12 protein-coding genes are annotated in these 12,270 nt (G+C 34.9%); all 12 read left to right on the plus strand.

What is annotated here, in order from left to right; genetic code table 11:
• A partial coding sequence (locus DW269_RS10755; protein ID WP_147321698.1) for a transposase occupies window positions 1–507 on the plus strand: 507 nt, incomplete at its 5' end.
• Window positions 508–972: 465 nt separating this feature from the next.
• Complete coding sequence (locus DW269_RS10760; protein WP_006504857.1) at window positions 973–2,064, plus strand: DUF871 domain-containing protein; 1,092 nt, start codon at window positions 973–975, stop codon at window positions 2,062–2,064.
• A gap of 135 nt (window positions 2,065–2,199) precedes the next feature.
• On the plus strand, window positions 2,200–3,681 hold the full coding sequence (locus tag DW269_RS10765; RefSeq protein WP_117459844.1) for a glycoside hydrolase family 1 protein: 1,482 nt from the start codon (window positions 2,200–2,202) through the stop codon (window positions 3,679–3,681).
• A gap of 300 nt (window positions 3,682–3,981) precedes the next feature.
• Window positions 3,982–4,974 (plus strand): aminopeptidase, encoded by a 993-nt coding sequence (locus tag DW269_RS10770; protein WP_117459846.1) that lies wholly within the window; start codon window positions 3,982–3,984, stop codon window positions 4,972–4,974.
• Between the two features lie 146 nt (window positions 4,975–5,120).
• Window positions 5,121–5,822: a DUF969 domain-containing protein gene (locus DW269_RS10775; protein WP_117459848.1), complete on the plus strand. Its 702-nt coding sequence runs from the start codon at window positions 5,121–5,123 to the stop codon at window positions 5,820–5,822.
• Window positions 5,823–5,824: 2 nt separating this feature from the next.
• Entirely contained in the window at window positions 5,825–6,763 is a 939-nt protein-coding gene (locus DW269_RS10780; RefSeq protein ID WP_117459850.1) for a DUF979 domain-containing protein, read from the plus strand.
• Window positions 6,764–6,775: 12 nt separating this feature from the next.
• Window positions 6,776–7,420: a pyroglutamyl-peptidase I gene (gene pcp / locus DW269_RS10785; RefSeq protein WP_117459852.1), complete on the plus strand. Its 645-nt coding sequence runs from the start codon at window positions 6,776–6,778 to the stop codon at window positions 7,418–7,420.
• A 374-nt stretch (window positions 7,421–7,794) separates the two neighbouring features.
• The gene (locus DW269_RS10790) at window positions 7,795–8,160 is read left to right on the plus strand and encodes a helix-turn-helix domain-containing protein (RefSeq protein ID WP_117459854.1); all 366 of its coding nucleotides are present in this window, start codon (window positions 7,795–7,797) and stop codon (window positions 8,158–8,160) included.
• A 170-nt stretch (window positions 8,161–8,330) separates the two neighbouring features.
• Complete coding sequence (locus tag DW269_RS10795) at window positions 8,331–9,449, plus strand: aldo/keto reductase (protein WP_117459856.1); 1,119 nt, start codon at window positions 8,331–8,333, stop codon at window positions 9,447–9,449.
• Window positions 9,450–9,507: 58 nt separating this feature from the next.
• Window positions 9,508–10,293 carry a Cof-type HAD-IIB family hydrolase gene (locus tag DW269_RS10800; RefSeq protein ID WP_117459858.1) on the plus strand — a complete coding sequence of 262 codons (786 nt, stop codon included), beginning with the start codon at window positions 9,508–9,510 and terminating at the stop codon, window positions 10,291–10,293.
• Between the two features lie 185 nt (window positions 10,294–10,478).
• Complete coding sequence (locus DW269_RS10805; RefSeq protein ID WP_117459860.1) at window positions 10,479–11,693, plus strand: iron-containing alcohol dehydrogenase; 1,215 nt, start codon at window positions 10,479–10,481, stop codon at window positions 11,691–11,693.
• The gene (locus DW269_RS10810; RefSeq protein ID WP_117459862.1) at window positions 11,693–12,202 is read left to right on the plus strand and encodes an NUDIX hydrolase; all 510 of its coding nucleotides are present in this window, start codon (window positions 11,693–11,695) and stop codon (window positions 12,200–12,202) included. Before DW269_RS10805 ends, DW269_RS10810 begins: the two co-directional genes overlap by 1 nt.
• The last annotated feature ends 68 nt before the right edge of the window (window positions 12,203–12,270 follow it).

A 12,270-nucleotide genomic window follows, 5' to 3' on the forward strand; every position in this document is an offset into this window, starting at 1 on the left:
ACTTTAGATAAACAAATTGAAGAAATATCATTAAAAGAGGAATATGTAGAAAAAGTGCAACAGCTGCAATGTTTGATTGGGATTAAAACGCATACTGCACTATCTTTAATCGTGGAAACAAGTGATTTCAATCGTTTTAAAAAAGGAAACATGTATTCGGCATATTTAGGCTTGATTCCTGGAGATGACTCATCAGGAGGTCATGAAAATAAGCTTGGAATCACCAAAGCAGGGAATAATCACTTAAGAAAATTACTGGTTGAAGCAGCACAAGGTTATACACGAGGAAGAGTAGGATTTAAATCAAAAGATTTGAAATCAAGACAGGAAAAATGCAGCAGTGAAGTAGTAGCATATGCGGATAGAGCCAATGAAAGGTTAAGAAGAAAATATTATCGAATGACCTTGAGCGGTAAAAAATATAATGTAGCTAAAACAGCTATTGCAAGAGAACTTGCATGCTTTGTATGGGGTATTATGACAGATCATATTGATTTATGTAGTTGATTATATAAAGACTTAAACTGATTAGACAGAATTTTTGATTGATAGTAATAAAATTAATATGTAGTAACAAAAAAAGAATCGAGGCTATTGGACAGGAAATCTCTATAAGAAGATGGTTAAAGTTATTCAAGAACTATCTATGTAGACACTTCTTATTCCAAAGATTTGATTCACGAGAATAGACAAAGAAACTTGCGGCGAAACCATTGACCTGAGGTAACCAATCCACGCATAACAGAGTGGCCAACCGCCGATAAATCTGTATAGAAGTTTCCTGCCCTATGTCCTTGATTAAAATTACACCAAAAAAGACGAAAAGACGATAATCAAAGAAATATGATATTTCCACTTGACAATCGTCATTTCATAACAGATAGAGCGTATTTATACCATGTAAAATACATGTTGTTTTTGTTGGTATAAATGATATAATGTTATTGGAAAATAAAAATAGGAGGATTTATTATGCATCGCTTAGGAATTTCAGTTTATCCTGAAAAATCAACTCAGAAAGAAGTTTATGATTACTTAGAACTTGCTGCTAAGTATGGCTTCTCAAGAATCTTTACTTGTTTATTATCAGTGAATGATCCAAAAGAAAAGATCATGAAGGACTTTGGAGAATTCATGGATAAGGCACATTCTTTAGGTTATGTTGTTGCAGTAGATACTAACCCAGAAGTATTTAAACATTTAGGAGCTACTTATAGTGATTTAAAACCATTCCATGATATGGGTGTAGATATCATCCGTTTAGATGGTTCATTTGGTACTACAGGAGATATCCAGGTTACTAGAAACCCTTATAATATTCAGATTGAATTCAACGGTTCTATGGACCAGGGTGTTGAATTATTATTAGAACAGGGCGGAAACAAGGATCAGGTTATTATCTGTCATAACTTCTTCCCAGAAAGATATTCTGGTTTAGACTGGAACTATTTCGTTAACTTCAATGCTTATTGGAAATCATTAAATCTTCATACAGCTGCATTTGTATCAAGCAACCAGCCACATACACATGGTCCTTGGAATGTATTCTGTGGATTACCAACAGTAGAAATCTTAAGAGGTCTTCCAATTGATTTACAGGCTCGTTTAATGCTTGCAACTGGAGATGTTGATGATATTATCATTGGTAATGCTTATGCTTCAGAAGAAGAATTAAAAGCTTTATCAGAAGTTGATTATCAGAACATCTGCTTCAAGATTGATGAAGTAGAAGGTTTATCAGATGTTGAAAAGGAAATCATTTATGATTACTATCCACATTGGGATCGTTATGATCATTCTTCATTCTTCTTACGTTCATCTGGAAGTAGAGTAAAGTATAAGAATGAAAGTATCCCACATCGTGAAACAGAACAGAAGATGTTCCATCGTGGTGATGTATTAATCGTTAATGATAATTTAGCTCATTATCGTGGTGAATTAGAAATCGCATTAAGAGATATTCCAAATGATGGTGAAAGAAACCTTTGTGGTCATGTAAAAGAAGAAGAAATGATGTTCTTAGACATGATTGAACCAGGTCACTATTTCAAGATTATTAAATAATAGTTAAGGCTATATGCATGATGCATATAGCCTTTTAAGGTATTTTCATATTTAGAAACATTTTTCATAAATAGGAAGAACAACATATTTTTTCTTATTTTAGATTAGAATAGAGTCATAGGAGGGAAAAAGAATATGAGTTTTCCAAAGAATTTTTTATGGGGTGGCGCTGTTGCTGCCAATCAATGTGAAGGTGCCTGGCTAGAAGATGGTAAAGAACCTAATGTCACTGATGTCATGGTGGGTATTGGTTCTAAGGATCCTGGTATTAAATGGAATGAAGAAACAAAGAAATATGAAATGTGCTTAGACCCTAATAAAGCATACTTAAGTCATGAAGCCATTGACTTCTATCACAGATATAAAGAAGACTTAAAGTTAATGTCTGGTATGGGCTTTAACTGCTTTAGAACATCTATTGCCTGGGGTAGAATCTTCCCTAATGGGGATGAAGAAACACCTAATGAAAAAGGTTTAGCTTTCTATGATGATATGATTGAAACAATGTTGGAATTGGGTATGGAACCAGTAATCACATTAAGTCATTATGAAACACCTCTTCATCTTATTACTGAATATGGAGGATGGAGTAACCGTAAACTCATTGACTTCTGGAAACGTTATGTCACTACAGTATTTAAGAGATATAAGGGTAAAGTAAAATACTGGCTTACTTTTAATGAAGTCAATAATATGATGATCAACCCACTAGTAGCTGGTGGAGTATTGACTATTGATAATCCAAAAGATCCAAGTGATCCTATTGGGTCAACAACTGAAAAAGATAAGTGGCTTTCTTACTATAATATCTGTGTAGCCAATGCCTGGACAGTTAAATTATGCCGTGAGATTGATAAGGATGCACAAGTAGGATGTATGTTAACATGTTCATCTGTTGCAACATATCCATATGATTGCAATCCTGATAATGTCTTTGGGGCATACAATACAGTAAGATTAAATAATTTCTATTTTGGTGATGTCTTCTGTTTAGGAGAAATTCCTGGTTATGTAAAACGTATATGGAGAGAACATGACTGTGCACCTGAAGTAAGAGAAGATGAATTACAGTTAATAAAAGAAAATACAGTCGCATTCTTCTCATTTAGTTATTATCGTTCTAGTACATATGATCAGTCTGTTGGTATGGATGGTAATACAGGTGGATTAAAAGGACGTGCTAATCCATTTGTAAAGGAATGTTCACCAGAACCTTGGTGCTGGCCAGTTGATCCTAAGGGTATCCGTTATGTGATGAATATCTTATATGATCGTTATCATTTACCACTCTTTATTGTAGAAAATGGTATTGGATTAGATGAAAATCTAGATGAAACAGGACATATTCATGATGAATATAGAATGTACTATATCAAGGAACATTTAAAATATGTTCATGAAGCTATTTTAGATGGTGTTGAATGCATGGGTTACTTATATTGGGGACCTATTGATGTTGTTTCTGCAGGTACTGGAGAAATGAAGAAGCGTTATGGTTTTGTCTATGTAGATCGTTTTAATGATGGACATGGAACACTTGAAAGAAAACTAAAAGATTCTTATGAAGAATATAAAGAAATCATTGAAACAAATGGAGACTCTATTCTGCATTCTTAAGAATTGAATTACTGAACTGGCGTGATTCTGTTAATTGCGCCAGTTTTTCTTATAAGATTTTTCTCTTGTAGATACATAGAGTGATGCATTCACAAGATGAGATAAATCATTGGTACACATATTATTATGTTGTACTTTTGGTAATAGGTGTCCATCTGTATAGGTTCTTTGAGATACGTACAAGAGTAGAAGGAGTAGTATCTGTTTGAACTGCAATATATGTTGTTGAGTAGTTTTCAATCATATGTATCGCAAGAAATGTTGATTTTATATATAATGAGCATTGGAGGTTGATTTTACATGAATATAAATGAAGGAGCAAGAATAGTTGTAGAAGACTGGCTCCATCTTACAAAAGATAATTTAGTATATTTTGTGACAGATGAAACAAAACTTAAAGAAGCAGATGCCTTCTCAAAAGCATGTGATCATGTGGGTGCTAATTGTAAGGTTGTCCAGTTAAAATCACATGAAATACAAAATGGTAAAAGTATAGATGCCTTAAAATGGGAAATGGCCAAAGCAGATGCGATAGTAGGTGCAACCAATTATTCATTTATTACAACAGATGCTGTGAACTATGCACTTTCACGTGGTGCACAGTTTTTATCCATGCCCATGTCTACAAATAATGGTGAATCATTATTTGAACAGGAATTCTTAAAAATGGATCCTGATGAAGCCACAATGTTAGGTATGCCAATGTTCTGGGAATTACGTGATGCAAAAACAATACATGTTACGACTAAACGTGGTACAGACCTCACCTTTGATATCACAGATCGTTTTCCAGGTATCTTCCATGGTTCTCTATGGGAAGTAGGAAAATGTTCATCATCCAGCTTTGAAATCTATATACCACCAGTAGAATATCATACAAATGGTACACTTATATTAGATGGATCAATGGGATATATAGGAATAGTGGATAAACCTGTAGAAATAAAAATAGAGAATGGTTATATCACTAATATCGAAGATACAGAAGATGGACGTAAACTGAAAGAATACTTAGAATCATTTGATGATTTAGAAATGTATTGTGCCGCAGAATTTGGAATAGGTTTAAATACAATATCTAAGTGTCGTGGAGCCAGCTATATTGAAGATGAATCAGCTTTTGGCACATTCCATATTGGTTTTGGTAGAAATCTTGCCTTAGGAGGCAGTCATAATGCACGTGGACATTTTGATTTAGTGACACATAATCCAACTATTATTGTAGATGATAAAGTCATCATGAAAGATGGACATGCCAAGGCAATTCAGCCGATTGAATGGGGAGTATTATAGTGCTCCTCTTTTTGTTTGTTCAAATATCGTAAAATGTAAGGGTGCTCAATTTGTATTTTAATGAAATATTGTCTCTATCAATTTGCATATAGCGACATTTATTGGTATAATTATTTTATAATTTTACGAAGGAAGAGGAAAAACATATGAATGATGCTATTAAACTTATCGGTATCGTAATTGTCGTTATTGGGTTCGTAATGAAATTCGATACTCTTGCAACAGTTGTTGTTGCTGGTTTAGTAACAGGTTTAATCAGTGGTATGTCTATCATGGACATTTTAAATACACTAGGTACAGCCTTTTTAACTAACCGTACAGCAACTTTATTTATTTTAACTTTACCAGTTGTAGGTCTATGTGAACGTATGGGCTTACGTGATAAAGCGGTAGACTTGATTAAGGGTATTAAGAATGCTACTACAGGTCGCTTGTTAGTGATCTGGGAAGGTGTGCGTACTGTTGCGTCTGCATTCTCATTAAGAATTGGTGGTCATCCACAGTTCATCCGTCCATTAATCAATCCAATGGCTCAGGCTGCTGCGATTGCGAAATATGGTGATATTGATGAAGATACAGAAGATCAGATCAAAGGTATGGCTGCAGCTTCTGAAAACTATGGTAACTTCTTTGCTCAGAACTGTTTCATGGGTGCTTCAGGAACATTACTTATTGTTGCAACTTTAAACGAATTATTTAAGTCACATGGTATTGACCAGGTTGTTACTGCTAACCAAATCGCATTATGGTCTATTCCAATTGCAGTTATTTCTGTTATTGTTGGTGGAGCTTATGCTTTATGGTTCGATAAGAAACTTAATAAAAAGTATGGAAAGGGAGGCAAATAACAATGTTACAAATTGAATGGAATACAGCCACTATTATCGCAGAAGTATTCTACTGCGTAATTGGTGCAATCTTTGCTGCAACAGGGTTTAATGCCTTAACTAATAAAGACTGTGAAAAGCCAGTAACTACTGCTATTTTCTGGTTCTTAATTGCTGTTACATTTATGGTTGGACCATATATTCCAACTTGGATTACTGGTTTAATCGTTGTTCTTCTTGCTGTATTATCTGGTTTAGGTTTAGTAAAACCAGCTGCAAGACACATCCCAACTGCTAAGGAAACTCGTGATAATGCAGACAAATACGGATATAAATCATTTATCCCACCAGTATGCTTAGCTCTTGTTGCCGTATTAGTTGCAACTTTCTTACCAAATCTTGGTGCAAACAATGCGATTGGTATTAGTGCTGCTGCTGCATTAATCGTTGCATATATTATCTTTAAACCAAAACTATCTACACCTTTTAAAGATGGTGTTAGATTAAATGATAATGTTGGTTCTACAGGTATCTTACCTCAGGTATTATCTGCATTAGGTTCATTATTTACTGCAGCTGGTGTAGGTGCTGTGATCGCTGCTGGTGTAGGTGCACTTATCCCTGAAGGAAATCACTTAATTGCAGTTATCTTCTATTGTGTAGGTATGGCATTATTTACAATGATCATGGGTAATGGTTTCGCTGCTTTCGCTGTTATTACAGTAGGTATCGGTTATCCATTCTTAATTGCACAGGGTGCAAACGCTCTTGTTGTTGGTGCTTTAGGTTTAACTGCAGGTTACTGTGGTACATTAATGACTCCTATGGCTGCAAACTTCAATATCATGCCTGCTGCATTGCTGGAAACTAAGAATAAATACAGAATTATTATGACTCAGGTTCCAGTTGCATTAATTATGTTAGTAATTCATATTATCTTAATGTACGTTTTAGCATTCTAAGGAGGCTTTCAAATGAAATTATTATTAACAGGTTTCGACCCATTTGGTGGCGAACCAATCAATCCTGCCTGGGAAGCTGTTAAAAGAGTTTCTGATCAGGTAGGAGATGTAGAAGTTGTAAAACTTATGGTTCCTACAGTATTCTACAAATCTATCGATACAGTAGCTGCTGCAATTGAAAAAGAAAAACCAGATGCTGTATTATGTATTGGACAGGCTGGGGGACGTTTTGATTTAAACCCAGAACGTGTTGCAATCAATATCAATGATGCACGTATTCCTGATAATGAAGGAAATCAGCCTTTAGATGGTCCAGTATTCGCAGATGGAGAAACAGCTTATTTCGCTACATTACCAATTAAGGCAATGGCTGAAGAAATTCGTAAAGCAGGTGTTCCTGCAAGTGTTTCTAATACTGCTGGTACTTATGTATGTAACCATTTAATGTATGGTGTACTTTATACACTTGCAAATAAATATCCAGATGTTCGTGGTGGATTCATGCATGTTCCATTCATCACTAGCCAGGTTATTAACCGTAAGCCAATTGCTCCATCATTAAGTCTTGAACAGATTGTAACTGGTATTGAAGCAGCTGTTAAAGCTATTGGTGAAAACAAGGAAGATATCAAGACTGTTGAAGGTCAGACTCACTAAACTCTGTATTTAATACAGAGTTTTTTTTTGCCCTTAAACCCTTCCTTGATTTGTTTCATCTCCTTTTCTTCGGTTTCTGGTATATCCTAATGTTATGCCCCGTTGCGACAAGGTGGATCTCTAAATATTTATCTGCGATTCCTTTAATGATTGATTAATAAGGAGATGGGATAAGTATTTGTTAATAGTGCCTGGCACCACCATGATGAAATCTCTGTATTTGAAAGACGCCGAAGATTGAGAGAAAATGATGCTTTATTACAAAAAAGAATCTAGTATACGATAAAATTACGCTATGTTAATATGTGTTGCTTGTGCAACGCAACTATTTACGGTATATATAGAGCAAACAAATGAAAGGAGGTAGCCACAAAATGTTAAGCAAGAATTTGAAAATATTTAGAAAACGAAAAGGCTTAACGCAAGAAAACGTTGCAGAAGCTTTGAACGTTGTGCGACAAACTATTTCGAAGTGGGAAAAAGGGATATCAGTTCCGGATGCTGACATGTTAATAAGATTGGCAGAAATATTAGATGTGTCTGTGAGCGAATTAATAGGATCGGATGTTGCTGATGAGAAAAATGAAGATATGATAGCAGTTGAACTGGCGAGAGTGGTAGAACAGTTGGAAAGTAGAAATCGTCGTTCAAAAAAGGTTTTAAAATGCGTTTTAATTTTTCTTATCATATTGTTGCTTTTTTTTGTTTTCTTATGCGTAATTAATTTTGGTGCTATGTAGTATTTTAAATTAGGAGGTTCTTATAAAAAAGAATAGTATCGTTAATTTTAATGATGGCTTTAAGTCTATTGTGCGGTGTGGATTTATTACTATCTTGAGCGTTACAGCTCTTTTTTTCTTGCCCTTAAACCTTACTTTAGGGTTAAAATGAATGTAGGGAGGATATGTATATGAAGAAATTAGGATTTGGTTTAATGCGTCTACCATTATTAGATCAAAATGATGCAGGTAGCATTGATATTGAAGAAACTAAAAGAATGGTGGATACATTTCTAGAAAAAGGATTTACTTATTTTGATACAGCCTGGATGTATTGTGCCTTTAAGAGTGAGGAAGCGACTAAGACAGCTTTAGTCGATAGACATCCAAGAGATTCATTTACACTAGCTGATAAGCTTCATGCAGGCTTTATTGAAACAAAAGAAGATAGAGATAGAATCTTTAATGAACAGTTAAGAAAAACAGGTGCAGGATACTTTGATTATTATCTCTTACATGATGTAGGAACAGATCATTATAAGAAATATACAGAGTTAGACTGTTTCACATGGTTGAAAGATAAGAAAGAAAAAGGATTAGTAAAACATATTGGTTTCTCTTTCCATGATAATGCAGACTTATTAGAACGTGTCTTATCTGAACATCCAGAAGTAGAATTTGTACAGCTTCAGTTGAATTATCTAGATTGGGAAAGTGAAGGCGTACAGTCTCGTAAATGTTATGAGACGGCAGTCAGACATCATGTTCCTGTATTTGTAATGGAACCAGTGAAAGGTGGTACACTTGCCAATGTACCTGATGAAGTAGAAGAGACATTCAAGTCTTATCATCCAGATATGTCTATTCCATCTTGGGCGATTCGTTTTGCGGCAAGTTTAGATAATGTCCAGGTTGTCTTATCTGGTATGAGTAATATGGAACAGCTATTAGATAATACAGGCTATATGGAAGACTTTAAGCCTTTAAATGAGGAAGAACAGACACTGATTAAGAAGGCTGTTGATATTATTAATAGTAGTATTGAAATTCCTTGTACCGGCTGTTCTTATTGTACAGAAGGTTGTCCAATGCATATTGCGATTCCTAAATACTTCTCACTCTATAATGCTGATAAACAGGAAGTAGCGACTAAATCATGGAGACCTCAGGGAGAATACTATACACGTTTAACACATACATTTGGTAAAGCAAGTGAATGTATTGGATGTGGGCAGTGTGAAGCAGCATGTCCACAGCATCTTCCAATTATTGAGAACTTGCAAAAAGTCGCAGAATACTTTGAAAAATAACTTTTTCTTAAACATCATGGTAAAATAGTATCATGATGTTTTTTTATGGGAGGAAATTATGAAGACACTCTATGTAACAGATCTAGATGGTACATTACTTGAACCTGATAAATCGATTAAACCAGAAAACTTAAAACTCATTAATCAGCTCATAGAAGAAGATGTAAATATCACCTATGCGACTGCACGTTCTCTTATTACCGCAAAACAGGTAATAGGTGATATAAACTTTAAGCTTCCTATAATTGTCCAGAATGGGACATTTATATTATCACCTAAAGGAGATATGATCCTAGGAAACTATTTAGGAGATTCTATACTAGACACTGTAAAGGATTATGATATCTCACCTATTGTATATTCTCAAATAGGAAAGAATAACTACTTCTCTTATATTAAGGATAAGATGAGTGCGGGAGTAAAAGCTTTTGTGGATGATCATTTAGATGATCCTAGAAATCATCCTGTGAATACTTATAAAGATCTCTATGAGGGGGATATATTCTATTTATTATTGATAGATGATTATGATAAATTAAAGCCTCTCTATGATTTGTTTAAGGAAGACTATTATGCTGTCTTTGATCAGGAAATGTATTCTCATGACTGGTGGTTAGAGGTTATGTCTCCTGATGCTTCTAAAGCGAATGCGATTAAATACTTAAAACAGAAACTACAATGTAATGAAGTGGTTGTATTTGGAGATGGGAAGAATGATATCGAAATGTTTGAAGAAGCTGATTATAGCTGCGCTGTAGAAAATGCTGCTCCTGAACTCATCAAATGCGCGGATGAAGTCATTCATATAAGTGTGCCTCAGTATATAAATCAAAGAAAAAAATAAATTGTTTTTTTTAATTTTTTTTAAAGTTTAAAAAATGGCTTAAATATCGCAAAAAGTAAAGATATGCATTGTATTTTTTAAACTGTAAGCACCTTTGTAACATTGACTAATGTAAGCGTTTATGATAAAATTTTCACTAGATGAAAAGCTAGTCATCAAAGGTATTGTATAGGAGGAAATATAATATGAGATTTACATTACCAAGAGATTTATATCATGGCAAAGGTGCCTTAGAAAACCTTAAGAACTTAGAAGGTAAGAAAGCTATTATCTGTGTAGGTGGCGGAAGTATGAAGAGAAATGGCTTCCTCGATAGAGCTGTTAAATATCTTGAAGAAGCTGGTATGGAAGTTAAATTATATGAAGGTATCGAACCAGATCCATCAGTAACTACAGTTATGAAAGGTGCTGCAGTTATGGAAGAATTCAAGCCTGACTGGATCGTAGCTATGGGTGGAGGTTCACCTATCGATGCTGCAAAAGCTATGTGGATTAAATATGAATATCCAGAAATCACATTCGAAGAAATGTGTAAAGTATTTGGTATTCCAAAGTTAAGAAAGAAAGCGCATTTCTGTGCAATCCCATCTACAAGTGGTACTGCAACTGAAGTTACAGCTTTCTCAATCATTACTGATTATGATAAAGGTATTAAATATCCAATCGCTGACTTTGAAATCACTCCAGATGTTGCTATCGTAGATCCTGACTTAGCTGAAACTATGCCAGTTAAATTAGTTGCTCATACAGGTATGGATGCTATGACTCATGCAATTGAAGCATATGTATCTACTGCAAACTGTAACTACACTGATCCACTTGCTATTCATGCAATTGAAATGATCCAGGCTAACTTAGTTAAATCATATAGTGGTGATATGAGCTGCAGAGATGATATGCATGATGCACAGTGCTTAGCAGGTATGGCATTCTCTAACGCATTATTAGGTATCGTACATTCAATGGCTCATAAGACTGGTGCTGCTTTCGTAGACCAGGGTGGACATATTATCCATGGTGCAGCTAATGCTATGTACTTACCAAAGGTTATTGCTTATAACGCAAAAGATGAAACAGCTAAGAAACGTTATGGTGTAATTGCTGATTACATGCACTTAGGTGGAGAAAATGATGATGAAAAGGTTGCATTATTAATTAAATACTTAAGAGGTATGAATGATGCATTAAATATCCCACATAGTATCAACCACTATGGTGCTGATGGTTTACCAGCTGAAGTTGGATTTGTACCTGAAGATGTATTCTTAGAAAGATTACCAGAAATCGCTAAGAACGCTATTGCTGATGCATGTACAGGTTCTAACCCACGTATTCCAACTCAGGAAGAAATGGAAAACTTATTAAAGGCTTGCTACTACGATACAGAAGTTGATTTCTAATGTGTAGAGATAAGAACGGTCTAACAGAAGAAGAATTTTTAAAAAGCTATAATCCTGATAAATATCCTAAACCTTCACTGACAGCTGATATTTGTATCTTTGCTCATTCTGATGTGACAGAGATTCTATTGGTTAAACGTGGTGGACATCCTTATATAGGTAAATGGGCACTGCCTGGAGGCTTCGCTAATAAGAATGAACCGATTGAAAAGACGGCTTCAAGAGAACTTAAAGAAGAGACAGGCATAGAAGGTGTGTCTATGAAGCTTGTAGGTGTTTATAGTCAGCCGGGAAGAGATCCCCGCGGATGGGTTGTATCTACTGCATTTTATGCAGATGTAGATAAGAAGAGTATTCATCCAAAAGCTGGTGATGATGCCAAAGAAGCAAAATGGTTCACTATTGTTGATGAAATACATTTAAGATGTGGTGATATCAATATAGGTATGAATGATCTTGCCTTTGATCATGCTGATATTATTCATGATGCTATAGATAAGGGTCTGTAGAAATACAGATCCTTTTTTGTATGCCGGGCATGGCATATATCTAGGTGGTGAAAGTCCACTGTGGGGGC

Origin of the sequence: Catenibacterium sp. AM22-6LB (assembly GCF_003435615.1) — a bacterium.
Taxonomy (GTDB): Bacteria; Bacillota_I; Bacilli_A; order Erysipelotrichales; family Coprobacillaceae; genus Catenibacterium; species Catenibacterium mitsuoka_A.